This window comes from Bradyrhizobium sp. 22, from assembly GCF_000482425.1.
Lineage (GTDB): Bacteria > Pseudomonadota > Alphaproteobacteria > Rhizobiales > Xanthobacteraceae > Bradyrhizobium > Bradyrhizobium japonicum_B.
This window is the reverse complement of the sequence record NZ_KI519399.1, coordinates 3,548,487-3,573,733: the sequence shown is the minus strand read 5'-3', so window position 1 is coordinate 3,573,733 and position 25,247 is coordinate 3,548,487. Positions and strand designations below refer to the sequence as shown.

Below are 25,247 nucleotides of genomic sequence, written 5' to 3'. Positions count from 1 at the left end.
TTGGCTACGCGCCGGTCGCCTGCCTCTCCTCGTCCGTCCATTCCATTTCGACCGGCATCAGGTCCGGCTGGAGCGGCGCGTCGTCCGACATCGTGTAGCCGTCCAGCGCGCGCAACAAGGCTGCGACCAGCGCCGGCTTGCGCAGCGGCTTGGCGAGGAAGTCCGACATGCCGGCCTCACGGCAGATCCTGACATCCTCGGAGAAAGCGTTCGCGGTCAGCGCGACGATCGGAAGGCTTGCGAAGCGCCCGCCCTGCGCGCGGATCGCACGGGTGGCGGCAAGCCCGTCCATGTCCGGCATGCGCACATCCATCAGCACGACGTCGTAATTGCCCTCCGATGCCGCCGCGACGGCCTCGGCGCCATCGGTGACGACCCGCAGCTCGACGTCGAAGGCCCCCAGCATCTTGCTCACCACCATGCGATTGACGGCATCGTCCTCAGCGACCAGCACCTTTAGCGGCCGATCGAGGCCGGCGATGCGGGCCTTGAGCACGTCGGCCTCGTCGCGTTCCGACGCGTGGCCAGATGCCTGCGCCTGGCTCCAGGGCAGCACCAGCGTGAAACGGAAGGTCGAGCCCTGCCCCGGCGTCGAGGTGACGCCGATGGTGCCGCCCATTTGCTCGATGATGCGCCTGCTGATCGCCAAGCCAAGGCCGGTGCCGCCGAAGCGGCGGCTGATCGAGGCATCGGCCTGCGCGAAGTCGCTGAAGAGCTGGCCGAGCTTTTCGGGGGCGATGCCGATGCCGCTGTCGGTCACTGCCCATTCCACGGTCGCCAGCAGGTCGCGGCGCGCCTGACAGGTCGCAGAGATCGTCACCTCGCCTTCGTCGGTGAACTTCACCGCGTTCGATGCGAGGTTGAGCAGCACCTGGCGAATGCGCGCGACGTCGCCGCGCAGCGTCGGCGGCAGGTTCGGATCGAGCTCGAGCTTGATTGCCAAATCCTTGCTCTTGCCGTTGCTCTTGACACTTGCGCGCGCGACGTTGGCGACAGTCTCCATCAGCGCCTGCGGGGTGAAATCGATCGCCTCAAACTGGAAGCGCCCGGCCTCGAGCTTGGACAGGTCGAGGATGTCGTTGAGGATGCGCTGGAGATTGTCGCCGGATTCGCGGATCGTGGTGACGGCCTCGCGCTGCTCCGGATCGAGCTTGGTCTCCAGCAGCATGCTGGCGAGCCCGAGCACGCCGTTCATGGGGGTGCGGATCTCGTGGCTCATCACCGCGAGGAAATCGGACTTGGCACGGCTCTCGGCCTCGGCCTTTTCCGCGCGCCAGCGCTCGGTCACGTCGCGTCCGAAGCCGCGATAGCCGAGGAACTGGCCCTCGCGGTCATAGGCCGGCTTTGCCGTCAGCGACCACAGCCGCGCCTCGCCGCCGGCGACGACCTTGAGGTTCATCTCGTGCAGCGGCTCGTTCTGCTCCATCAGGCCGACGACGTTGTAGGCCGCGCTCTTGTCCTCGGGGCAGAGCATGTCGAGCACGTCGGCGAAATACGATCCCTTCAGCAGCGGCAGCGGCACCTGCGCGACGTCGGCAAAGCGGTCGGGCACGTCGACCAGGCGCCCTTCGGCATCGGTCTGCCACAGCCAGTCGCTGGCGTTCGCCTGAAAATCCTTCAGCAGCAGCGAGATGATCTCGGTCTGCCGCTCCAGCTCGAGCTGGGCCTTGAGATTGCCGAGGAAGAGATTGCCCTGCGAGACGATGTTGCGCGCCATGAAGAATGCGAACAGCAGCAGGAACACCGCCGTCACCAGATAGGGCCCGGTGCCGCACAGCAGCAGCGCGCCGGCGCAGGCGACCGTCATGGTGGCGAGATAGACGAGGCCGGCGCGCGGGAAGGTCGAGAGCGTGAAGGCGCCGCCGGACATCATCCCGACCATCAGGCAGGCCAGGATCAACTGGCCGGTCGGTTCGATGTGGCTGAACAGAGCGAGCGGCAGCGCGCCCCAGACCGCGGCGAGGAAAAAGGCCTGCCGCAGCATCTGCCGCGCGGCACGGGGCGAGGCCTCCTGCGGCGGGTTCTGATGCGATTTCCGCCACGAGCGCACCGCGAGCGAGGCGGTTGTGGCGAGCGTCAGGCCCCAGATTGCGAGGAAATCGTTCCAGCCGCGGCCCCAGAACAGGATCAGCACGATGGCGACGTTCAACATCGTCACCGCCATCGTCACCGGGATCAGCCGCGTCACGGCATCGATCTGCTTGGCGCGGATGCGGCCGATCTCGCGCTCGCTGAGACCGGCGGTCAGCCCGTCCTCGATCTCGAAGCCGCCCAGCCAATACAGGAAGGCGCCGATCAGGCCGTCACGCAGCGCAGCTCGCTTCATCGACTTCGTCCGGCCAGCCCATCCGAGGAACCTTTTGACGATCAATGGCCTGCCGCCCGCTTAAGCCGGGTTAATTTTGTGGGAGATTTTGCGGCGTCCTTGACGGCCGCGTTTGCAGTTTGTTCTAACCATGGCCCCTGCCCGGAGCCCCCGACATGACCATCAGAGTAGCCACCTGGAACGTGAACTCGGTCCGGCAGCGGATCGACCTGCTGCTGACCTGGCTGAGGGAGTGCCAGCCGGACATCGTCTGCCTCCAGGAGATCAAATGCGTCGACGAGGCCTTTCCGCGGCTGGAGATCGAGGCGCTCGGCTACAACGTGGTCACGCACGGGCAGAAGACTTTCAACGGCGTCGCCCTGCTCTCCAAGCTCCGCTTCGACGAGACCAAGTCGGGGCTTGCCGGCGACGACGAGGACGCCCATGCCCGCTTCCTCGAAGGCGTGGTGACGCTCAAATCGGGTGTGCTGCGCATCGCCTGCCTCTATCTGCCCAACGGCAACCCGGTCGGGACCGAGAAATATCCTTACAAGCTCAAATGGATGTCGCGGCTTCTTGACTATTCGAAGGAGCGCCTCAAGACCGAGGAGCCGCTGATCCTCGCCGGCGACTTCAACGTCATCCCGCATGCCCGCGACGTGCACAATCCGGCCGCCTGGACCGAGGACGCCCTGTTCAAGACCGAGACGCGGGAGAGCTTCCAGTCCCTGCTCGGCCTCGGCCTGACCGATGCCTTGCGGGCGGTCACCGACGAGGGCGGGCTGTACACCTTCTGGGACTACCAGGCCGGGGCCTGGCAGAAGAACCAGGGCCTGCGGATCGACCATCTGCTGCTGTCGCCGCAGGCCAGCGACAAGCTCGCCAATGTCGGGATCGACAGCTATGTGCGCGGCTGGGAGAAGCCGTCGGATCACGTGCCGGTATGGGCGGATCTGGATCTGGAGGCGGCTTAGTCACTAGCGCCGTGCGGGTTCGGCTCCTCGAGCCGCCCCGGAATGACAGCGCAAGGTGACTAATCCCTGCGCCCCTGCACCCACTGCTCCAGCATTTGCAGGGCCATGGCGCGGTCGTCGTCGGAGGCCTTGGCGAAGGCGCGGTTGTAGCTTTCCTTGATCCAGGTCTCTTCCGTCCCCGCGCTGTCACGGGCCAGGGTCAGCCACATCAGGCCACGGGCGGCCTGTCGCGGCAGACGGTCGCCGTTGAACAGCATCTGGCCAAGCAGCGCCTGCGCCTGGTGCTGGCCCTTCTGGGCAGCGAGACCGAGCCAGCGCGCGCCATAGCGGAAATCCTCGCGCGAGGCGTCCGGCGTCTTCAGGTAGAGCCGGGCGAGATCGTATTGCGCGTCGGCATTGCCGAAATAGGACGCCGCATAGGAGAACATCTCCCGCGCCCGCTCCGGATCCGACTTGATCTTCGAGTTCGGGATGCCGCTGAGATAGTACCGGCCGAGCGCGACGAAGGCGTTGGCCACGATCTGCGCCTGCGGCGCCGACGGGCTGTCCTCGGCATGCGCGTTGGCGATCCGGCTGAAATACTCGAAGGCGCGCAGATCGTCCTGGGCGACGCCGTCGCCATTGGCGTACATCCGGCCGAGCTTCCACTGCGCGATGGGGTGGCCGCCCTCGGCTGCATATTGCAGCGCACTGAGCGAGGTCTCCTGCGGCACGGCCGCCGGCGCGACCTTGCCGCGCGCGGTCGCCGCGGTCCCCGGCAGGGTGGTCACGACCGGGATGGTCGCGTCCTTGGGGTTGACGGGCGCGCCGTCAAAGGCGAGCGCCGGCGCGGCCAGCGCACTAGCCCCCAACACAAACGCAACTATGGCACGCCTAGATGTCCGCATAGCACTGTTTCTCGTGCGCGCCGCCCGGATGGGTCACTGCCCCCCCGACCGCTGGTCCAACCTGCTGAGCATACTTCCAGAGCGCACCCGACGTGTGGTTAGTCGCGCGAGCGCTCCATTTGGTCTTGCGCTGGGCGAGCTCGGCGTCGCTCAATTTTACGTTAAGGGTCCCATTGACCGCGTCGATCTCGATGATGTCGCCGTCCTCGAGCAGCCCGATCGGGCCGCCGATGGCGGCTTCCGGGCCGACATGGCCGATGCAGAAGCCGCGGGTGGCGCCGGAGAAGCGGCCGTCGGTGATGAGCGCGATCTTGCCGCCCATGCCCTGGCCGGTCAGCGCCGCGGTGGTCTGGAGCATTTCCCGCATGCCGGGGCCGCCCTTCGGCCCCTCGTAGCGGATCACGATGACTTCGCCTTCGCGGTAGGTGCGGTTCTGGACCGCCTCGAACGCATCCTCCTCACGGTCGAAGCACCTGGCCGGACCGGTGAACCTGAGGCTGGACATTCCCGCGACTTTCACGATCGCACCTTCTGGCGCCAAATTGCCCTTCAGACCGACCACACCGCCTGTCACGGTGATGGGCTTGTCTGCCGGGTGCACCACGTCCTGGTGCGGATTCCACTTCACGCTCTTGAGGTTTTCGGCGATCGTGCGGCCCGTGACGGTAAGGCAATCACCGTGCAGGAAGCCGTTGTCGAGCAGCGTCTTCATCAGAAGCGGTATGCCACCTACTTCAAACATGTCTTTGGCGACATAACGGCCGCCCGGCTTCAAATCCGCGACATATGGTGTCTTTTTGAAGATTTCGGCGACGTCGAATAAGTCAAACTTGATGCCGCATTCATGCGCGATCGCCGGCAGGTGCAGCGCAGCATTGGTCGAGCCGCCGGAGGCCGCGACCACGGCAGCCGCGTTCTCCAGGGCCTTGCGGGTGACGATGTCGCGCGGCCGGATGTTGGACGCGATCAGGTCCATGATTTTCTCGCCCGCGGTCATGCAGAAGGCGTCGCGGATTTCATACGGTGCCGGGGCACCGGCCGAGTAAGGCAGGGCGAGGCCGATCGCCTCGGAGACGGTCGCCATGGTGTTGGCGGTGAACTGCGCGCCGCAGGCGCCTGCCGAGGGGCACGCCACGCGCTCGATCTCGTCGAGGTCCTCGTCCGACATGGCCCCGACCGAGTGCTTGCCGACGGCCTCGAACATGTCCTGCACGGTGACCTGCTGCCCACGGAACGTGCCGGGCAGGATCGAGCCGCCATAGATGAAGATCGAGGGCACGTTGAGGCGGACCATCGCCATCATCATGCCGGGCAGCGACTTGTCGCAGCCGGCGAGGCCGACCAGGGCGTCATAGGCGTGGCCGCGAACGGTGAGCTCGACGGAATCGGCGATGCATTCGCGCGACGGCAGCGACGAGCGCATGCCGTCGTGCCCCATGGCGATGCCGTCGGTCACGGTGATGGTGCAGAACTCGCGCGGGGTGCCGCCGGCCGACGCCACGCCCTTCTTCACCGCCTGAGCCTGGCGCATCAGCGCAATGTTGCAGGGCGCAGCTTCGTTCCAGCACGAAGCGACGCCGACGAAGGGCTGGTGGATCTGCTCGGTGGTCAGACCCATGGCGTAGAAATAGGACCGATGCGGCGCGCGCGCAGGGCCTTCCGTCACGTGACGGCTCGGCAGCCTCTGCTTGTCAAACTTCGCGCCCATCGCAAACCAGCTTCCCCGGTCGACCCTTTCAGACCCGAAAAATCAGAGCCAAGATTTGTATCGACCTTGGGATTTTCCGGCGCCGCCTGGGACCGCCGCTGCCCTTCAAAAACTTAGAGTGATTTTATTCATGTTCGGGTGTGGCCAAAAAGCGGCGGTGATGCGAACCACCGGCGATGACGGTTAAATCCGGAATGAGTGTTGCGTAGACAGCACATTCGTTACCGGGAAGACACGGGTTGGCATACTTGGATACCCCGCAAGGAAGGCAATACACAACCTCTGATTTCAAAACTCGGAAGCGCTCCAGCGTGGCGCTGAATGACAGAAACAGACACAAAGTGAGTCGCCTCGATCGCTCCGCCGTGTCCCGGACAAGCCGCAACGCGCGAGCGTTGCGGCGCAGAGCCGGGACCCAGGGCGACACGGTCCAATGCCGCGACATGGGCCCCGGCTCTGCAGCGCACCGTACCGGACGATGCTTCGCATCGCCGGGGACGCTGCGCTGCGTCCGGGGCACGCGAGCGAGCTGGTCCTCCAATCACCCCTGTCATTCCCCGCCACCGGGTCTCGCCTTCGGCGAGCCCGATGACAGGCTCCGGCGGGCAATCCAGTACGCCGCGGCTTGTCGGATTGACCTCTGGCGTCTCTGGAATACTGGATCGCCCGCTTTCGCGGGCGATGACATCGCGTGTGTGGCGACGGGCATGCCTTTTCGCTCTCGCGGCTCAAATTCGCCCGAGCTTTGCTTGCGTCTCCACCCTCAAATCCAAGAGGGCGCAGGGAAGGCCGGGTGCTGACAACGCACCCGCGGTCTGCTGCGCAAAATGCACACGCAGAAGAACCGCACAGCAGCATACAGGTGGTGCCGATCACTCGGCCTTCCCTGCGCGATGGTCGGACGGCTTATGCCGCGCTCTCCCGGGAGCCGAATGTCCTTCTGGCCTCCCTCGCCCCGCGGATTGGATGATGCAGTCTGCCCGGTTGGGCTCGCTCGCACCTCCGCGGTAGGCTTGACCGTAGCAACGACGGCCGGGACCACACGGTTTTGCCGTACGCACGGCCCGCCATGTCGCCGCAGTATTCCCGGCCCTTGTACACGGAACCGGAAACTTACAGACGAGACGAAGCCTAGCAGCGCCGTTCGTCACACGCGGGGTTCGGGCTCACAGGGACTACCCGCCCTGCCCGTCCCCTCTCGTGCCGACGCTGCCGCGTCCACCGCAAGCCCGGCTCGCGATCAAGACGACCTCGAGATCGCCCCTCCTGGTTGAGCCGGGATGGGCGACACATACGCCCTTTCCGAATTTCGGTAAAGTAGAATATTTTCGCGCTGATGGATTGACAGAGACCGACACAGGCACGGTGCCGTAGCCCGGATCGAGCGCAAGCGTAATCCGGGACGATGCGAGATGCCGGGCGAGCGGCCCCGGATTGCGCTGCGCTCCACCGGGCTACAAGAAGCACTCACGCCGACGTCGCGCCCTTGCGGCCGAACGGATCGACCATACGGACGATCTCGCAGACGGCGACGAGGCCGGCGAGCCAGGCGGCGCTGGTCAGGCCGATGCGCATCACGATCGCGGCAGTGAAGGCGCCCTCGCCGCCGAGGAACGGCGTTGGGGCGAGCAGCGCGAGCTCGTAAATCCCATAGGCGACGACGAGCATGATCGCGAGCAGCAGCGGCGTGCGGTGCTGGGGCAGCAGGCCGAGCACCGTCGACGAGGCCGCGGTCGACAGCAACGCAGCCACACCGATGACCAAACCCCAGGCGATCGTGCCGGCGTCAACGGGATAATGCAGCACGCCGAAACCGATGGTCTGGTTCACGAGCCAGGCGCCGGTGACGACGAGCAGCGCCGGACGCAGCGGCAGCATCGCCGCGGCCACGACGGCGAAGGCCGCGAACGGCGTTGCGCAGGCGAACGCAAAGCTGGCCAGCGCGCATGACGCCGTCAGCAGCGCAAAGCAGAAAATGGGCGCAAGGCGCGGCGCGACCGGCTGAAGCCGGAGACGGCCGTCGTGAGGCAGCTGGATGCTGCCAGCCATGACGTCAGGAAGCATGGGTGAATTCCTTCTGTTTCGGATGCCGTTCCATTTGAGATCAAAACGAGGCGCCGGCCTTGAGCAGATAGGTACGGCCGGGCAGCGGATAGGCACTGAAGCGGCCGTCCGTGAAGGTGCTGGCGATGGCGTAGTCGTAGTAGAGCGCATTCAGCACATTGTTGACGCCGAGGGACCAGAAGTAGCGCTCGTACTGGCCGCTGAGTTTGAGGTCGATCGTGCCGCCGGCCGGGATCGGCTTCTGGGTGCCCGCCTGGTCGTTGTCCATGCGCCGCTCGCTCCAGAAGCGCGCAGTGGCATCGAGCACCACGTAGTTCTGCCAGATGTTCCAGCTGACACCCGCACTCGCCGTATAGCGCGACACCAGCGGCACGTCGTTGCCGGCCCAGATGCCTTCGCGGAAGACCGCGCGGGTATAGGCCATGCCGGAGCGCAGCAGCAGGGTGTCGTTGACGCGATAGGACAGACTGGTCTCCGAGCCGTAGCGCCGGGTCGGATCGAGATTGGTGTTGTAGAACAGGACCGGGTTGAAATGGACCTCGTTGGTGAGGTCCATCAGATAGAGACTGCTCTGCAGCTGCAGACCGCCGCCCCTGATGCGCAGACCGCCCTCGATGTCCTGCGAGGTCTGGGTCTTGAGCTGGAACGTTTGCGGGATCGCGGCGAAAGTCAGGGGATCGAAGGACGGCCCCGAGGACAGGCGCTCGTCGACGTCAGGCGTGCGGAACGCGCGCGCGGCGCGAGCGAACAGCGAGACCACGTCGTTGAGACGATGCTCGGCCCCGAGATGCAGCGCATATTGGGTCTCGTCGCTCGTCAGCGGCAGCGCACCGATATCGGCATTGAACGGCGCCGCCGCGTCGAAATTGTCGCGTGCCGCAAGACGGACGTTCTGCACCCGCGCGCCGTAGGAGATGTCGGTCGTGGGCAGCACGCCCAATGTGTGCTGGAAATAACCCGCGACCGTCTGCTGCCGGAGGTCGTAATTGTGCCAGGCGGCGAGCCCCTGCCCGGCGCCGCGGTTCTGCGCAAAGCTCGCATCGTAATAATCGATGCCGGTCAGGAGCTGCGACGGCAGGCCGAGCAGCAGGCTCTTCACGCTGAGCCGCGGCGTAATCGACCAGTTCGTCAGTTGGGACTCGACATAAGTCGAGGTGAAGAAGGCCGGAACCGGCGTCGGGCTGGAGAAGAACGTACTCTGCTGCTGCTTGTCGCGCACACCGCCGTCGACGATGAGATCGACGCCGTTGACCAAAGTCTTGGTGAACCCGGCCGTTGCGCTGAAGCCCTGCTGGTTGGCGGCATTGAAGGGCGTGCTGGTGCCTCGGCGGTTGGTCCTGAGCTCGTCGAGGCCGATCGAGGGATCGACGGTGCGGCCGCCCGGCAGCCGCAGCTCCTGATTATCGCCGGTGATGGTGAGAAACGCGCTCAGGCCCGGCGTGGTGTAGTTGAGATTGCCGACACCGTTCTGCTGGGAATAGCGATTGTTGTCGCGATAGCCGTCGGTCCTGACGGCATTGCCGTAGAACGAGGTCGACCATGGACCGGAATTGAGCGAGGTCGAGACGTTGCCGAGCCTGGTGTTGAACGAGCCGAATCCGGCCTCGATGCGCGCAGTCACGGGCGGTCCGCCGGCGCCGGTCCTGGTGACGATGTTGATCACGCCGCCGACCGCGTTGTCGCCGTAAAGCACCGCGCCGGAATTGCCGCGCGTGATCTCGATGCGCTCGATGGAATTGAGCGGGATGGTGGAGAGGTCCACCTGCGCCATGTCGACGTCGTTGAGCCGCCGGCCGTTGACCAGCACCAGCGTGTTGGCGGTGGCAAAGGCGCCGAAGCCGCGCAGGTCCACGCTGGTCTTGGCGCCGATCTGGCCGCCATAGAACGTCGTGATCTGGGCCCCCGGCACCTGCGTGGCGATGATCTCGGCAAGCGTCTGCGACGGCGAATGCGCGATATCCGCGGCCGTGATCACGGTCGTGGCGGCTCCGACGATACCGCCGCCGCCGGCGACAGCCTCCGAGCCCGAGCCGGACGAGCCAGTGCCGTCGATTGCTGGCGCGACGCTCGCGGCTCGCCGCGGCCGCGTCGCCTCGCCCTCACCTGTCGCCCTCGCCCGCGTGCGGTTCTGATCGGCGGGCTTGCTCACCTCGATCGGCGGCAATTGCTCGGCAAGCCCCTGCTGGGCGAAGGCGGAGGACAGATCCAGCGAATGGAACGAGACGGATGCGAGCAGGCCGGCGCTGAGGCGCCGGGCGGCAGAAACGAGACGGGACATTGTTGTCACCTCGGTATGACGTCAGTGGCACGTCACAGCGAACGAGGTTTCACGGCAGAGCGGCGGACTGCTCCGATGAAGCCAATGTCTGTACTCCCCGACCGACATCTTCGCGTGTGACCACGGCTGACGGCAGGTCTCCTGGCTCGCGGGTCGTTACCTTGCGTCGCCTTCCCAGGACCGAGGTTCCCAGTGGCACAGGACGAAAGATTCACCGCTTACAGTTGCGGGGGCAGCCGTGGCGTTGGGACAGATCCCGGCATTGGGACGTCCCGCACCACATTCCCTTTTGATCTCCCTGGGGAGAACCGTCGCCGGCCATTTACGTGTCGCTCCGGCAGCGTGTCAATCGACCGTTGGGCGGCACTCAGGTCCGTCCGCGCGGACGTTGCGCCAGGGCCCAGGCGGCCGTGACGTCGCGCGGCGGAACATCGATGCGTTTGATCGGGGTCAGTTCGCCGGAGGCCGAGACGATCGCGGTTTCCTCGCGGCGGCAGCGCGTGCAGACAAAGCGGACCTCATGCGGAGACGCCGACCAGCTCGACCGCTTCACATTGGCGGCCATCGGCCAGGCCTCGCAATGCGAGCACGACACCAGAAATCGACCGGGATCGAGCATACCCATTTCCATCGGACTCCACGTCCTGCCGCCTCTTCAATGATTAACCCAAGTGAATCGTTCCGGTGCCTAAGCACCGCCAATTGCGAGAGGCAGCTCCGGAGGCGGCCGCCAACGCGCTCAGCGCGCGCCCTTGAGGGTGCAGGAGGTCGAGCAGGTGACGGTGGTGCCGCGATCGCATGCTTTGCAGGCGGCGACGCACTGGTTCAGGTCGCGGGGATTGTAGCTGTAGGCCCGCAAGGGGCAGGCCGGCGTCGTCGAGCCGGTGATGTCCTGCTCCTGGTCGCAGGCCGCCGTCATGAGCGCGAACATGATCACGGCAACGAGGCGCATGGGATGCCCTGTCTAGCACGACAATGACGTTCCGGTGCGCGCTGCATTGCAGCGAACCCCGGCCTTCCCACCACGGGCATCACCTATCAGCGACGCCCGCATGCCATCAGGATGCGCGCCAAACCTTAAGAACGGATTGCAGCCGGCCTCAGGCCGCGGCCTCGGTCGCGATCGCCTGCCGCATGTCGACCGCCAACTGACGGTACTGCTCCGAAAGCTTCAGATAGAACTCGCGCTTGCTGCCATCGGTGGCGAGCTTGGCGATCAGCTCGCATTCGGCGGTGAGCGTCTCAAACCGTTCCAGCCTGTCCTGAAGTTCTGGCATCGGCGTGTCCCCATCAAACGCCTCAAGGACATCCAACCTAAGCCCGGGAAATAGGTCACGGCAAACATCGTTATCGAGCAGAAGCAATTTTTCCGGTGCGGCGGCCCTATTTGCTGTCGAGGCGCCAGGCGCCGTCCCATGCCTCGTCAGGCGGGCTCGCCTTGAGCTGCGCGATGCGGCCGAGCATCGTGCGCGAGGGCCCGTCACCGGGAACGGCTTCGAGGGCCGCGTTGAAGGCAGCGCGCGCCGCATCGAAGCGCCTGATACGATAGGCGGCAAGCGCCTCGGCATAGTGCGTGCGCAGGCTGGCTTGCGCATCGGTGAGCCCGCCCGCCCTCGCCATCACCTCGAAGATCGGCTGCGGCGCGCTCTGGCCGGCGACCGCCAGACGATCGATCTCGCGCAGCTCGAGCCGCGTCCCGATCGCCTCGGCGGTGGCCTGCGAGATCAGGATGCGGGTGCCGTAGACCTTGTTGACCGCTTCCAGCCGCGAGGCCAGGTTCACGGCATCGCCCATCACGGTGAAGCTCATCATCAGCTCGGAGCCGATGCTGCCGGTCAGCACCTCGCCGGTGGCGATGCCGATCCGCAAATCGCACGGCGCGGGCATAGCGCGGATGCCGAGCAGGTCGGGCAGCTGCCGCTGGAGCGCGGGCACCTGATCGGCCATCTCGATCGCCGCGATGCCGGCAAGAAGCGCCTGCTCGCCGTCCTCGATGAAGGGCGGCCCCCAATAGGACATGATGGCATCGCCGATATACTTGTCGATGATGCCGCGATTGTTCCTGACGGGTGCGGACATCACCGTGAAATAGTGGTTCATCACCTTGACGAGGCCGCGCGGCGTCATGCCCTCGCTCATCGAGGTGAAGCCGCTCATGTCGCAGAACATGATGGTCATGACCCGGCGCTCGCCGTCGATCGCGATCTCCGGCCGGTCGATCAGCCCCTGCACCACCTTGGGATCGATGTAGCGGCCGAAGGTCTCGCGGATGCGCTCGTTGTGCCGGAGCTGCTCGGTCATGCGGTTGAAGGCCGCGGCGAGCTCGCCGATCTCGTCCTGGGTGGAGACGGTGATGGTCTTGTCGAAGCGGCCTGCCTCGACCTCCCGGGTTCCGGCGAGCAGCAGCCGCACCGGGCGGGTGATGCCGCTGGACACCATCAGCGCAAAGACGAAGCCGACGATCGCCGCGAGCAGCGTCACGACGCCCGAGACGACGATCGCCTGATGCTGGCGGCCGATCACCTGCGTCGTCGAGAAGAAGACCTGCGTCAGCATGTCGGCGCGGATCGCATCGACCTTCCGGTTGAACTGGTCGCGCACCACGTCGATGTGTTCCAGCGTGCCGCGGGCCTCCGTCATCTGCCTGGCGTCGGCCTGCTTGAGCAGCTTCGCATGGTCCTCGCTCAGGTCGCGGCGCAGCTCGGTGACGGCGGTCTCGATGCGGATATCGATCCGCCCCAGGGCGGCATTGTCGGAATAGGTCCTGGGGTCGTCGATGATCATGTTGATGAGCTTGCGTGCGGCCTCGGCGTCCTCCTCGATCTTGCGGTCGGATTCCTCGAAGTCGCGAAGGCGCGCCGCATAGGCCTGCTCGTCCGATGGCGCCTCCATCCTGGTCATCACCACCCGCCGCAGCGCCAGCGCCCGCTCCAGCGAATGGATGTTGGCGCGAGCCAGATGGCTGTAGGCCGGGATGTAGCGATTGGTCAGCTCGTCCAGGAGGACGCCGACCTGGCTCGACATCACCATCGACAGGATCGAGGTGACCAGCATCAGGACGATCAGTCCGAGGGCGATGCCGACGATCTTGTGCCGGATCGACTGGTTGAAAATCGGCATAGGTGCGGGCAAAGGCCAAAAGGATGCAGGGAGGGAACTCCATACACCGAGTCCAGCTGCGGGAACACGCGCAATCTGGTTCCTTCAGGCGCCTTGAACCGTCCTCGCCGTCGAGCACGTCCGGATCGTTAATAAAGGTTAAAGGACAGCCAACACCTCATTTCCCCGGAGTTCCCGCATCACATCGGTATTTCGCCGCATTGTTGCGACAGCGTGAGGAATGCGGGACGATGCCGTGGCATCGTATCCGGTATCGTGATTCTCAAGCCGCATGTCGTCGCGGACCTTGGTTTGTGGTGGTTTCGCAGGGGGACCATGGAATGAACCAGTGCCTACGCTCGCTCGCGTGTGCCGTTGCCGTGGCCGCATTGGCTCTCGTTCCCACCGGGCTGGCGGCAAAAAGCAGTCACAAATCCTCCACGCCGAAGAAGACGCATGAGGCGAAAGCCGGCAAGCAGCGTCACGCCGCGGCGAAGTCCGCGGCGAAGTCGCGCCACGGCAAGCACGCCGAGGCCAAGCGCAAGTCGAAGACCATCGACGAGCCTTCCAGCAAACCGGCGTTGCCGCCGCTGACCGGCGACCTCGCCGCGCTGAAGGACGTGATCGACCTCACGCGCAAGGGCAAGGGCGAGGATGCCAGCGCGGCGCGCGAGCGCATTGCCGATCCCGCCGGACAGAAGCTCGCGGACTGGTTCATGCTGCGCCATTCCGACAGCACGGCGAATTTCAAGCGCTACGCCGCGTTCCTCGCCGCCAATCCGGACTGGCCGAGCCGCACGCTGCTGCGCCGCCGTGCCGAGGCGCGGCTGTGGCAGGAGAAGAGCGATGCTGCCACCGTGCACAAATTCACCATGGACCGGCCGATCAGCGCCAAGGGCAAGTTCGCGCTCGCCCGCGCGCTGCGCGCTGAAGGCGAGACCGACCGGGCCGCGCAGCTGGTGCGCGAGGCCTGGCGCGCGGACGAATTGTCCGAACGCAGCGAGCAGGATTCCTACGACGCGTTCGGAGACCTCCTCACCGCGGACGATCATCGCGCCCGCATGGACAAGCGGCTCGGTGCCAAGGACTACGCGGCTGCGCGGCGCGCTGCGAAACGGCTCGGGGAGGACGCGCTCGCGATCGTCAAGGCCTGCGCCGCCGTGACCGGCAAGTCGAGCAAGGCCAAGGATTATCTCGAGGACGTGCCGGGCGAAGCGCGGCGCGATCTCGGCTATGTGCTCTGCCGCGCCCAATGGCACCTCCAGAACGATCGCATCGACGATGCCGCCGAGGTGATCCTGGCCGCCGCGCCCGAGACCATGGCGGCGCAGGATACCGACGCCTGGTGGCGCGAGCGGCGCATGCTTGCGCGCAAGCTGCTCGACCAGGGCAAGTTCAAAACCGCCTATGACGTGGTGCGCTCGGCCGCGGTGCCGGACAAGGAAGTCTATCGCGTCGACTATCATTTCATGTGCGGCTGGATCGCGTTGCGCTTTCTCGACGATCCCAGGACGGCGATGGTGCACTTCGTGGCCGTCGACGAGGGCTCGGCCAATCCGATCGCGCTGTCGCGCGCCCATTATTGGCGCGGCCGCGCCGCCGAGGCGATGGGTGCCATGGCCGATGCGCGCATGAGCTATCGGGCGGCCTCGCGCTATCCGACCGCCTATTACGGTCAGCTGGCGCGCGCCAAGCTCGGCCTCGACCGCGTCGAGCTGCGAGCGCCCTCGCATGTCCTGGCCGCGGCAGATACGCCACCCGCGGACGAGCGCGTGCGCGCCGCCGACATGCTCTACGGCATCGGCGAGCGCGACCTGGTGTTCTATTACGCCGAGGACTTTGCCAAGGAGAGCACCGACGTCGCCGCGCTCGAAGCGCTGGGCGAGCTCGCCCGGCGTCGCAACGATGCCCGCGTGATGCTGGAGGTCGGCAAGACGGCGCTGGCGCGCGGGCTCGCGCTCGACCATTACGCCTTTCCCACCATCGGTATCCCCGAGCACAAGCAGGTCGCGCCCGCGATCGAGACCAGCGTGATCTATTCGGTGGCGCGCACCGAGAGCTCGTTCGAGCAGCGCGACAAGTCGCATGCCAACGCGGTCGGGCTGATGCAGGTGACGCCGGTAGCGGGACGCGACACCGCGAAGCGCTTCGGCCTGACTTACGATTGGGACAGGATGGTCTCCGATCCCGTCTACAACACGCAGATGGGCGCCGCCGAGCTCAGCGCGCTGTTCTCGGAATATCGCGGCAATCAGATCATGACCTTCGCCGGCTACAATGCCGGCCGCGGCCGCGTGCGCGATTGGGTGCAGGCGCGCGGCGACCCCCGGGATCCCAAGGTCGACCCGGTGGACTGGGTCGAGCGCATCCCGCTGTCGGAGACGCGCAACTACGTCCAGCGCGTGATCGAGAACGTGCTGGTCTATCGCGCGCGGTTCGAGGATAGCAGCATGGTCGCCGGCAAGAGCGACGAACGCGTCGTGACGAAGGACGCCAGCGCCACGGCAATGCCGGTGGATTGAACGCCTTTTCTCGTGTGTCCTGTCAATCCGTCTCAGGCGGACGAGGGACCGCCCAGGACGGATCCGCGCCGAATGGGTGATCCAGAAAGAAATACCACGTGCCGTCGTCGCCCCTACGGTGAACCTCCATCCCGTGATGATGCACCTCGATCGGCCTCCCGTCCTCCGCCTGGCCAGTAATGAGCCATTGCGAACGCGTCATCGCGAAATCGCCCGAGATGGTCGTGTGGTGGGTCACGACGTCCATGTGGGGCTTGAGGGCGATATAGGACGCCATGGTGGCCCGGATCGCGTCCGCGCCGCGCGCGATCTTGGTTCCTCCGTGCACCGCGTCGACCTGCACGATCGAAGCTTCCGGATGATAGAGGGCCGCTGCAGCGTCGACATCTTGCGCGTTGAAGGCGCGCGCGAGCCACAGATTGCTGAGTTCAGGCGCCGGGGAACCCATATTGACGTCTCCTTCGTGAAGTCAGCCCCGATGCTGCAGATAACGCGGCTTGCGTTAGGGGGCCATGATGCGAACCTGCAGTCGCGATGTGCACCATTGCACACCCTTTTTCGCTGAAACGGCCGATGCGCAGAATTCGGAGCCCATGCGTTTGCGGCGCCCTTTCCTCGAACATCGGAGCTCGGCTGCAATGGCCCACATACCCCGTCGCATCGAATGGAATGATCTGCGTTTTATGCTTGCAGTTGCCGAGCAGGGCGGGCTCGCTGGCGCTGCGCGCGCGTTAGGAGTGAACCGAACCACCGTGCTGCGACGCGTGAAGGCCTTCGAGCGAACGCACCAATGCCGGCTATTCGAGCGGCTTCACACGGGGTACGGGCTCACCGCCGGTGGCGAGCAATTGCTCGCGACAGCAAGGCACGTCTCCGACGCGGTCGCCGACCTGGAGCGTCGTTTGGCCGGACGGGATCTGCAGATGCATGGCACGCTGCGGGTGGCCACGACCGATACGCTGGCCGCGGCCACCCTGCCCCAGCACTTGGCAGCCTTTCGAGTCCGCCACCCCGCCGTGATCATCGAATTGGTGGTCGGCAATATCCCCGCGAATCTGACCCGCCGCGAGGCTGACGTCGCGGTGCGCCCTATGACCGGTCCTCCCGAAGTGCTCCGCGGCAGGCGAGTGTGCGGACTCGCGTTCGGCATCTATGCGGCCCCGGGTGCCCATGCAGGCCCATGGCTCGTTCCCGATGACAGCCTGTCCGGGACTGTCGTCGGCCGCTGGACGCGGGCAAACGTGCCCGGCGTCGAAATCGCGGCTCGCGCGGACAGTCTACTGGCGCTGCGCGACCTTGCGTCCGCGGGACTGGGGCGGACCGTCCTGCCGTGCTACCTCGGCGAGGCGGCTGGCGGGCTAATACGGGTGGGAGAGGTCCTGCCGGATGCCAAATCCGAGCTTTGGCTGCTAACCCATGAGGACTTGAGCCGGACGGCACGGGTGCGCGCGTTTACCGAGTTTATGGCCCGTGTCCTCGGCGACGAGCGCGATTTGCTGGAAGGCCGCCGGGCCAATCCTTCGCCTCAATTGCGCGACCTGCGGGAGCCGCCCAAGTGACCCAGCGTCGAAGCGGACCGAGGCCAGATGAGTGGATGCGCTTGCGCATCCATCGGGGCAATGACCGCACCAGCTACAAGCCCCCTCAATCCACCTTGATGTTCGCCGCCTTGATGATCGGCCACCATTTTGCGATCTCGGCCTTCTGCCTTGTGCCGAGCGCTTCGGGGGCGAGCTGGTCCTTCGGCGTCATCTCCAGACCCTGGTTTTCGAGCTGCTTCCGCACGGCGGGATCGTTCAGCGCTTCCACGGCCGCGGCGTTGAGCTTTGCCACGATCTCCTTCGGCGTGCCCTTCGGAACCCACATGCCCGACCACAGCGTCATGTTGAAGCCCTTCAGGCCCGCCTCCTCCACGGTCGGGATCTCCGGCGCCGAGGCCAGGCGCTTGCTGTCGGTGATGCCGTAGGCGCGGATGGTGCCGGCGCGGACCTGACCGATCGAGTTGGAGGCCTGGTCGACCATGATGTCGATCTGGCCGGCGATCAGGTCGTTCAGCGCGGGCGCGGTGCCGCGATACGGCACGTATTGCAGCTTGATGCCGGAGATGCTTTCCAAATAGACGCCGGCGATGTGGCTGCCGGAGCCGGCGCCGGCGGTGCCCGCCGTCGGCGCCGAGCTGCGCGATTTCAGCCATTCGATCAGCTCCTTCAGCGACGTCGCGGGCACCGCGTTCTTGCTGACGACCATCATCGGATTGCTCGGCAGCAGCACCACCGGCTCGAGGTCGGCAACGAGGTCGTATTTGAGCTTGTAGACGGCGCCGTTGGCGACGTGGGTGCCGAGATGGCCGAACGAGATGGTGTAGCCGTCCGGCGGCGATTGCACGGCGCGGCCGACGCCGATCGAGCCGCCGGCGCCGGTGACGTTCTCGATCACGACGGGCTGGCCGAGCGGCACCCGCATGCGCTCGGCCAGCACGCGCGCCATCGCATCGGACGGTCCGCCCGCCGCGAATGGCACGATGATGGTGATCGGACGGGTGGGATAGTCGTCGGCGCGCGCGGCGCCGACAGCAGCGAGAACAGCAAACAGCGCAGCCCAGACGGCCTTCGTCATTGTCTTCTCCCCAGCGATGTCTTTGTTGTTGTTTGGCCTCTGCCCGCGTACGGGAAGAGGGATCGTGCGTAGCCTATCCCGCGCTAGAACTGCGCGTAATCGATCGGCTTGTGGCGGTCGAGCGTGCGGGTGACCGGCGGCAGCGGATATTTCAGGCCGGTGGCGCAGTTGAACAGCATCACGCGATCACTCTTCGAGACGCGGCCGTCGGCAAGGCTCTCCTTGTAGGCGGCGTAGGTTGCGGCGCCCTCGGGGCAGAGCAGCAGCCCCTCCTCGCGCGCGACCTCGTTCAGCGCCGTCGAGATCTTGTCGTCGTCGACCGCGATGGCAAAGCCCTTGCTCTCGCGCACCGCCCGCAGGATCAGGAAATCGCCGATCGCCTGCGGCACGCGGATGCCCGAGGCAATGGTGTGAGCGTCCTCCCAGCGCGTGGCGTGCTCGGTCCCGGCCTCAAAGGCCCGCACCATCGGCGCGCAACCGGAGGCCTGCACCGCGACCATGCGCGGGCGCTTCGAACCGATGAAGCCAATTCTCTCGAGTTCGTCGAAAGCCTTCCACATCCCGATCAGGCCGGTGCCGCCGCCGGTCGGATAGAAGATCACGTCGGGCACGTCCCAGCCGAGCTGCTCGGCGAGCTCGAGGCCCATCGTCTTCTTGCCTTCGATGCGGTACGGCTCCTTCAGCGTCGAGGTGTCGAACCAGCCGACCTTGGCCTTGCCCTCGCCGACGATCTTGCCGCAATCGTCGATATAGCCGTTGACGCGGTAGACGGTGGCGCCCTGCAGCTCGATCTCGCTGACGTTCACCTCGGGCGTGTCGGCCGGGCAGAAGATCGTGGTCTTGATGCCGCAGCTCGTGGCGTAGGCCGCCAGCGCCGCGCCGGCATTGCCGTTGGTCGGCATCGCCATGTGCTTGATGCCGAGCGCCTTGCCCATCGACACCGCCATGACGAGGCCGCGCGCCTTGAACGAGCCGGTCGGCAAGCGGCCCTCGTCCTTGACGATGATCTCGCCGCCGCCGAGCTTCTTGCCGAGCTTGGGCAGCCGGATCAGCGGCGTGGTGACCTCGCCGAGCGAGACGATGTCCTGGCATTTGCGCACCGGCAAGAGCTCGCGGTAGCGCCACATGTCGCCCGGCCGCTGCGCGAGGGCGTCCTTGGTCAGCGCCTTCTTCACGCCTGCAAGATCGTAGCGCACCAGCAGCGGCTTGCCGGCCTTGGAGAGATTGTGGACCTGGTCGGCGGCGTAATGATCGCCCTCCATCGCGCATTCGAGATGGGTGACGAAGGTCGGGCGTTCGATGGTGAGGTTGTCGTTGTCGTGCATGCTGCTTCTTTCTTCTTGCTTGTTCAAACCGCTCTTTCCACGCGTCATTGTGAGGAGCCCGCGACAAAATTGCGGAGCAATTTTGCGCAGATGCGACGAAGCAATCCAGACTCTTTCCGCGGAGGCAGTCTGGATTGCTTCGCTTCGCTCGCAATGACGGCAGTCGTCATATGTTCAACACCCGTCCATACGCATCCAGCACGGCTTCCTTCATCATCTCCGATAGGGTCGGATGCGGGAACACGGTGTGCATCAGCTCCTCTTCCGTCGTCTCCAAATTCATGGCGACGACGTAGCCCTGGATCAGTTCGGTCACTTCCGCGCCGACCATGTGGGCCCCTAACAGCTGGCCGGTCTTCTTGTCGAAGATGACCTTGACGAGGCCCTGATCCTCGCCGAGCGCGATGGCCTTGCCGTTGCCGACGAAGGGGAAGCGGCCGACGCGGATCTCGCGGCCATTCTCCTTGGCCTTGGCTTCCGTCAAGCCGACGGACGCCACCTGCGGGTGGCAATAGGTGCAGCCCGGGATCAGATTCTTGTCCATGGGATGCGGGTTGAGCCCCTTGATCGCCTCGACGCAGATCACGCCCTCATGCTCGGCCTTGTGCGCCAGCATGGGCGGACCCGCGACGTCGCCGATGGCGTAGATGCCGGGAACGTTGGTCTTGCCGTAGCCGTCGACCACGACGATGCCGCGGTCGGTCTTCACGCCGAGCTTTTCCAGGCCGAGATTCTCGATGTTGCCGACCACGCCGACTGCCGAGATCACGCGCTCGAACTCGGTCGTGACCGGCTTGCCCTTGCCGTCGTCGATGGTGGCGACGACGCTGTCGGCCTTCTTCTCCAGCTTGGTCACCTTGGTCGAGGACATGATCTTGATGCCCTGCTTCTCAAGGCGCTTGCGGGCGAGGCCTGCGATCTCGGCGTCCTCGACGGGCAGGATCTGCGGCAGCACCTCGACCACCGTCACGTCACTTCCCATGGTATGGAAGAACGAGGCGAACTCGATGCCGATCGCGCCGGAGCCGACCACCAGCAGCGATTTCGGCATGCGCTCCGGCACCATCGCTTCGAAATAGGTCCAGACCAGCTTCTTGTCGGGCTCGAGTCCCGGCAGCACGCGCGGCCGTGCGCCGGTGGCGACGATGATGTGCTTGGCCTGATAGCTCCCCTCGCCCAGCGCGCCCTTCGGCGCCTCGACGTCGGACTTCTTCACGGTGATCTTGCCGGGTGCGTCGATCGCGGCCGCGCCCCAGATCACGCTGACCTTATTCTTCTTCATCAGGAAGCCGACGCCGTCGTTGAGGCGTTTGGAGACGCCGCGCGAGCGCTGCACCACGGCCTTGGGATCGAACGAGATCTTCTCCGCCGAGAGGCCGTAGTCTTTCGCATGCTGCATGTAGTGGTAGATCTCGGCCGAGCGCAGCAGCGCCTTGGTCGGGATGCAGCCCCAGTTCAGGCAGATGCCGCCGAGATAGGACTTTTCGACGATCGCGGTCTTGAAGCCGAGCTGCGCGGCGCGGATCGCGGTGACGTAGCCGCCGGGACCGGAGCCGATGATGATGACGTCGAAGGATGTGTCGGCCATGGCGGCTCCCGTTCAACTCAAGAGGCGCCGCGGGCGCGGCGCTTGAAGACAATAGATCTGACCAGCCATTCAATGATCCCGATCAGGACCAGAATGGCCAGCGCGCTGAACACGATCGGTTGAGCGATGTTCCGCGACAGCTGCTCCCCCGAGAAGAAGGCCGACCGAAGAAAATCGAGCCCAACCGGGTTGAGCGCGACGACCGCGCCGAGCAGCAGCGATATCCATGGCCAGCGGGTTCGGACATGCAAGGTTGCCCCCTCTGTCGCCGCGTCAAACCATCATCATCACAGGGTTTTCGATCAGCTGCTTGAAGGCGCCGATCAGCTCGGCGCCGAGCGCGCCGTCGATGGCGCGGTGATCGCAGGACAAGGTCACGCTCATCATGTGCGCGATCTCGATCTTGCCGCCGCGCACCACGGGACGCTCCTCGCTGGTGCCGACCGCCAGGATGGTCGCATGCGGCGGGTTGATCACGGCGGTGAAGTGGCTGATGCCGTACATGCCGAGGTTGGAGACGGCGGTGGTGCCGCCCTGGTATTCCTCGGGCTTCAATTTGCGCGAGCGTGCGCGCGCGGCAAAATCCTTCATCTCGTTGGAGATGGTCGAGAGCGTCTTGGTCTCCGCCTTGCGGATGATCGGCGTGATCAGGCCGCCGGGCATCGCCACGGCAACGCCGACGTCGGAATGATGGTGCTTGACCATGCCGCTTTCGGTCCAGCTGACGTTGCAGTTCGGGATCTTCTGCAGCGCCACCGCCATCGCCTTGATGACGAAGTCGTTGACCGAAATCTTGTAGAGCGGCTTCTTCTCCTTGTCCTTCGGCGCGGCAGCATTGATCTCCTCGCGGGCAGCGAGCAGCTTGCCGATGTCGCAGTCGATGGTGAGGTAGAAGTGCGGGACGTTCTGGATCGAGGCGGTCAGGCGCTGCGCGATGGTGCGGCGCATCCCGTCATGCGGGACGATCTCGTAGGAGCCTGGCTCGAACAACGACAGGATCTGCTTGTCCGACATGGTCGGCGCGATCGCGGGCGCGGACGAGGGAGCAGCCGCCGGTGCCTTGAGGCCCTTGCCCGACTTGGCCTGCTCGACGTCGCGCGCGACGACCCGGCCATGCGGCCCGGTGCCGGTGACCATGCCGACATCGATGCCGGCTTCCTTGGCGAGGCGACGCGCCAACGGCGATGAGAACACGCGGCCGCCATGGCCGTTCGCCTGCGCGGCCGGAGCTGCGGCCTGCGGCGCGGGTGCCGCGGCAGGCGGCGGAGCGGCCTTGGGCGCGGCAGGTGCGGGCGCGGGAGCCGGCTCAGCAGCAGGAGCTTCAGCGGGCTTCTCTGCTTTCGGCGGCGCGGCCGAAGCGCTCGGCTTGGCGCTCCCCGCCGCCTTCACGTCCTCGCCCTCGCCGGCAAGCACCGCGATCACGTCGTTGACCGGGACGTCCTGCGTGCCCTCGGGCACCAGGATCTTCGCGATCGTGCCCTCGTCGATCGCCTCGACCTCCATGGTCGCCTTGTCGGTCTCGATCTCGGCGATGACGTCGCCGCTCTTGACCTTGTCGCCTTCCTTCTTCAGCCACTTGGCGAGGTTGCCCTTCTCCATCGTCGGCGAGAGAGCGGGCATCAGGATGTTGATGGGCATGCTGACCTCAAGAAGAACTTTGCAAAACGTCGTCTTTCGACAGCGAAGACGACCAGGTTTAGTTGCCGATGTCGCCCTGCCACAGGCGCTCATTGGCAGGGATGGAACGCCAATTCTTCATCATGGTGATGGAGCGGTCGTCGGCAAGGTCGATCCAGGGGATACCGAACTTGTCGAGGATGTCCTTGGAGCCTTCGAAGGTGACGGATTCGCCGATCACCACCAGCTTGACCTTGAACAGCCCGAGCGCACCCGCGCACATCGAGCATGGCGACAATGTGGTGTACATGACGGTGTCGTGGAACGAGATCGCGCCGGCTTCGCGCAGGCAGCTCATCTCGCCGTGCAGGATCGGATTGTTCTCCTGCACGCGGTTGTTGTGGCCGCGGGCGATGATCTTGTTGTCGCGCGTCAGCACCGCGCCGATCGGCAGGCCGCCCTGCGCGATCGAAGCCTCCGCCTCGCGGATCGCCTCCAGCATGAAATCGTAATGATAGGGCTCGATCGCCATGGTCAGTGTCCCTTGCCGCGCGGCGTCGTCGTGCCGGTGTCGGTGGGACGCTCGATCTCGGCCTGGAACATCTCGAGGATCCGGTTCAGCGCGTCCTCTTCGGTATATTCGCTCTCGCGCGCATAGGCGCGCGCGGCATGGCGGGCGAGATCGACGAGCAGGAGCCCCCACATGTCGGGCTCCTCGAAGGCGCGTTGGAACGCCATCGACAGCCCGCCGTCCAGCACGAACACGCGCAGGATCTCGACCGCGTCGTCGCGGGCCATGACGTCGGGCGGCAGTGGCTGCTCCTTGGGGCCCGCCATGGTCTACCTGTAGCAGACGGCTTTGGCGGCCTCGACGACTTCCGCAGCCGACGGCAGCGCAAGCTTCTCCAGGTTCGCCGCATACGGCATCGGCACGTCCTTGCCGGAGACGCGCGTCACCGGCGCGTCCAGATAATCGAAGGCGTTCTCCATGATGCGCGCGGCGATCTCGGCGCCGACGCCGCTCTGGGCCCAGCCCTCCTCCACCGTCACCGCACGCCCGGTCTTCTTCACCGAGTTGATGATGGTCTCGGTGTCCATCGGGCGCAGCGTACGCAGGTCGATCACCTCGGCCTCGATGCCGTCCTTGGCGAGTTCGTCGGCGGCCTTCAGCGCATAGGTCATGCCGTTCGACCAGGAGATGATCGTGACATGGCTGCCGGCGCGCACGATGCGGGCCTTGCCGATCGGGATGATGAAATCATCCAGCTTGGGGACTTCGCCGCTGTGGCCGTAGAGCACCTCGTTCTCGAGGAAGATCACCGGATTGGGATCGCGGATCGCGGCCTTGAGCAGGCCCTTGGCATCGGCGGCCGAATACGGCGCGACGACCTTGAGCCCGGGAACGTGGGAGTACCAGGCCGAGTAATCCTGGCTGTGCTGGGCGGCGACGCGCGCAGCCGCACCGTTGGGGCCGCGGAACACGATCGAGCAGCCCATCTGGCCGCCGGACATGTAGAGCGTCTTGGCGGCGGAGTTGATGATCTGGTCGATCGCCTGCATGGCGAAGTTGAAGGTCATGAACTCGACGATGGGCTTGAGGCCGGCCATCGCGGCACCGACGCCGACGCCGGCAAAGCCGTGCTCGGTGATCGGCGTATCGATCACGCGCTTGGCCCCGAATTCCTGGAGCAGGCCCTGCGTGACCTTGTAGGCGCCCTGATATTCGGCGACCTCCTCGCCCATCACGAAGACGTCGGCATCGCGGCGCATCTCTTCGGCCATGGCATCGCGCAAAGCTTCGCGGATGGTCTGCGTGATCATCTCGGTGCCCGCGGGCACCTCCGGATCGGGTTCGGCAACGGCCTGCGGCGCCGGCGCAGCCTTGGGCTGAGGCTCCTTGGGCTGAGGCGCCTCGGACTTGGCGGCGGCGGGCGGTGCGGACTCCGCCGCTTTCTCCTGCTTCGCCGGCGCGGACGCCTTGGCGAGATCGGCCGCGCTCTCGCCGTCGGCGAGAATGGTCGCGATCGGCGTGTTCACCGCGACGTCGGCGGTGCCCTCGGGGATCAGGATCTTGCCGAGCGTGCCCTCGTCGGTCGCCTCGACCTCCATGGTCGCCTTGTCGGTCTCGATCTCCGCGATCACGTCACCCGACTTGATCGCTTCGCCCTCTTTCTTCAGCCATTTGGCGAGGTTGCCCTTCTCCATCGTGGGCGACAACGCGGGCATCAGCACTTGAATTGGCATATCTTCTCCAAGGAAAGCTT

Annotated in this window: 21 protein-coding genes and 1 riboswitch; of the genes, 3 read left to right on the top strand and 18 right to left on the bottom strand. The window is 65.6% G+C overall.

Annotated elements, in window-relative coordinates; all coding sequences use genetic code 11:
• Nucleotides 1-4: 4 nt before the first annotated feature.
• Nucleotides 5-2,326: a hybrid sensor histidine kinase/response regulator gene (locus K410_RS0118270; protein ID WP_028136230.1), complete on the bottom strand. Its 2,322-nt coding sequence runs from the start codon at nucleotides 2,324-2,326 to the stop codon at nucleotides 5-7.
• Between the two features lie 155 nt (nucleotides 2,327-2,481).
• Here K410_RS0118270 and xth point away from each other — a divergent pair, with 155 nt between their 5' ends.
• Complete coding sequence (gene xth / locus K410_RS0118265) at nucleotides 2,482-3,279, top strand: exodeoxyribonuclease III (RefSeq protein WP_049820088.1); 798 nt, start codon at nucleotides 2,482-2,484, stop codon at nucleotides 3,277-3,279.
• Nucleotides 3,280-3,338: 59 nt separating this feature from the next.
• Here xth and K410_RS0118260 read toward each other — a convergent pair whose 3' ends face one another.
• The 8 genes from K410_RS0118260 to K410_RS0118225 all read right to left on the bottom strand — a co-directional run bounded on the left by K410_RS0118260 (nucleotide 3,339) and on the right by K410_RS0118225 (nucleotide 13,336).
• Nucleotides 3,339-4,166 (bottom strand): tetratricopeptide repeat protein, encoded by an 828-nt coding sequence (locus K410_RS0118260; RefSeq protein ID WP_028136228.1) that lies wholly within the window; start codon nucleotides 4,164-4,166, stop codon nucleotides 3,339-3,341.
• Entirely contained in the window at nucleotides 4,153-5,874 is a 1,722-nt protein-coding gene (ilvD, locus tag K410_RS0118255) for a dihydroxy-acid dehydratase (RefSeq protein ID WP_028136227.1), read from the bottom strand. The genes K410_RS0118260 and ilvD overlap by 14 nt, the downstream gene beginning before the upstream one ends.
• Nucleotides 5,875-7,341: 1,467 nt before the next feature.
• Nucleotides 7,342-7,923 (bottom strand): hypothetical protein, encoded by a 582-nt coding sequence (locus K410_RS0118250; RefSeq protein ID WP_028136226.1) that lies wholly within the window; start codon nucleotides 7,921-7,923, stop codon nucleotides 7,342-7,344.
• 55 nt (nucleotides 7,924-7,978) lie between these two features.
• Entirely contained in the window at nucleotides 7,979-10,216 is a 2,238-nt protein-coding gene (locus K410_RS0118245; protein ID WP_028136225.1) for a TonB-dependent receptor, read from the bottom strand.
• Between the two features lie 114 nt (nucleotides 10,217-10,330).
• A riboswitch (cobalamin riboswitch) is annotated at nucleotides 10,331-10,544 on the bottom strand.
• Nucleotides 10,545-10,583: 39 nt separating this feature from the next.
• Nucleotides 10,584-10,847, bottom strand: coding sequence for a hypothetical protein (locus K410_RS0118240; protein WP_245269395.1), 264 nt, complete (start codon nucleotides 10,845-10,847; stop codon nucleotides 10,584-10,586).
• A gap of 108 nt (nucleotides 10,848-10,955) precedes the next feature.
• Nucleotides 10,956-11,168, bottom strand: a complete 213-nt coding sequence (locus K410_RS0118235) for a hypothetical protein (RefSeq protein WP_028136223.1) — start codon at nucleotides 11,166-11,168, stop codon at nucleotides 10,956-10,958.
• Nucleotides 11,169-11,316: 148 nt separating this feature from the next.
• Nucleotides 11,317-11,493: a hypothetical protein gene (locus K410_RS40400; protein ID WP_196236021.1), complete on the bottom strand. Its 177-nt coding sequence runs from the start codon at nucleotides 11,491-11,493 to the stop codon at nucleotides 11,317-11,319.
• A 106-nt stretch (nucleotides 11,494-11,599) separates the two neighbouring features.
• Nucleotides 11,600-13,336 carry an adenylate/guanylate cyclase domain-containing protein gene (locus tag K410_RS0118225; RefSeq protein WP_028136222.1) on the bottom strand — a complete coding sequence of 579 codons (1,737 nt, stop codon included), beginning with the start codon at nucleotides 13,334-13,336 and terminating at the stop codon, nucleotides 11,600-11,602.
• Nucleotides 13,337-13,656: 320 nt separating this feature from the next.
• Between K410_RS0118225 and K410_RS0118220 the strand changes: the two genes are divergently transcribed.
• Nucleotides 13,657-15,837, top strand: coding sequence for a lytic transglycosylase domain-containing protein (locus K410_RS0118220; RefSeq protein WP_028136221.1), 2,181 nt, complete (start codon nucleotides 13,657-13,659; stop codon nucleotides 15,835-15,837).
• Between the two features lie 22 nt (nucleotides 15,838-15,859).
• Here K410_RS0118220 and K410_RS0118215 read toward each other — a convergent pair whose 3' ends face one another.
• Nucleotides 15,860-16,285 (bottom strand): YybH family protein, encoded by a 426-nt coding sequence (locus tag K410_RS0118215; RefSeq protein WP_028136220.1) that lies wholly within the window; start codon nucleotides 16,283-16,285, stop codon nucleotides 15,860-15,862.
• A 190-nt stretch (nucleotides 16,286-16,475) separates the two neighbouring features.
• Between K410_RS0118215 and K410_RS0118210 the strand changes: the two genes are divergently transcribed.
• Nucleotides 16,476-17,396, top strand: a complete 921-nt coding sequence (locus tag K410_RS0118210) for a LysR family transcriptional regulator (protein WP_028136219.1) — start codon at nucleotides 16,476-16,478, stop codon at nucleotides 17,394-17,396.
• 85 nt (nucleotides 17,397-17,481) lie between these two features.
• Here the strand turns inward: K410_RS0118210 and K410_RS0118205 are convergent, their stop codons facing one another.
• The 8 genes from K410_RS0118205 to K410_RS0118170 all read right to left on the bottom strand — a co-directional run bounded on the left by K410_RS0118205 (nucleotide 17,482) and on the right by K410_RS0118170 (nucleotide 25,227).
• On the bottom strand, nucleotides 17,482-18,453 hold the full coding sequence (locus K410_RS0118205) for a tripartite tricarboxylate transporter substrate binding protein BugD (RefSeq protein WP_028136218.1): 972 nt from the start codon (nucleotides 18,451-18,453) through the stop codon (nucleotides 17,482-17,484).
• Between the two features lie 83 nt (nucleotides 18,454-18,536).
• Entirely contained in the window at nucleotides 18,537-19,778 is a 1,242-nt protein-coding gene (locus tag K410_RS0118200; protein WP_028136217.1) for a threonine synthase, read from the bottom strand.
• Between the two features lie 166 nt (nucleotides 19,779-19,944).
• A complete protein-coding gene (gene lpdA / locus K410_RS0118195; RefSeq protein ID WP_028136216.1) occupies nucleotides 19,945-21,366 on the bottom strand; it encodes a dihydrolipoyl dehydrogenase in 1,422 nt (473 codons plus the stop codon).
• A gap of 17 nt (nucleotides 21,367-21,383) precedes the next feature.
• Entirely contained in the window at nucleotides 21,384-21,617 is a 234-nt protein-coding gene (locus K410_RS0118190) for a hypothetical protein (protein WP_049820087.1), read from the bottom strand.
• A 22-nt stretch (nucleotides 21,618-21,639) separates the two neighbouring features.
• Entirely contained in the window at nucleotides 21,640-23,004 is a 1,365-nt protein-coding gene (locus tag K410_RS0118185) for a pyruvate dehydrogenase complex dihydrolipoamide acetyltransferase (protein WP_028136214.1), read from the bottom strand.
• 58 nt (nucleotides 23,005-23,062) lie between these two features.
• The gene (locus tag K410_RS0118180; protein WP_028136213.1) at nucleotides 23,063-23,515 is read right to left on the bottom strand and encodes a nucleoside deaminase; all 453 of its coding nucleotides are present in this window, start codon (nucleotides 23,513-23,515) and stop codon (nucleotides 23,063-23,065) included.
• Nucleotides 23,516-23,517: 2 nt separating this feature from the next.
• A complete protein-coding gene (locus K410_RS0118175) occupies nucleotides 23,518-23,820 on the bottom strand; it encodes a DUF5076 domain-containing protein (protein ID WP_028136212.1) in 303 nt (100 codons plus the stop codon).
• 3 nt (nucleotides 23,821-23,823) lie between these two features.
• Entirely contained in the window at nucleotides 23,824-25,227 is a 1,404-nt protein-coding gene (locus K410_RS0118170; protein ID WP_028136211.1) for a pyruvate dehydrogenase complex E1 component subunit beta, read from the bottom strand.
• Nucleotides 25,228-25,247 lie beyond the last annotated feature (20 nt).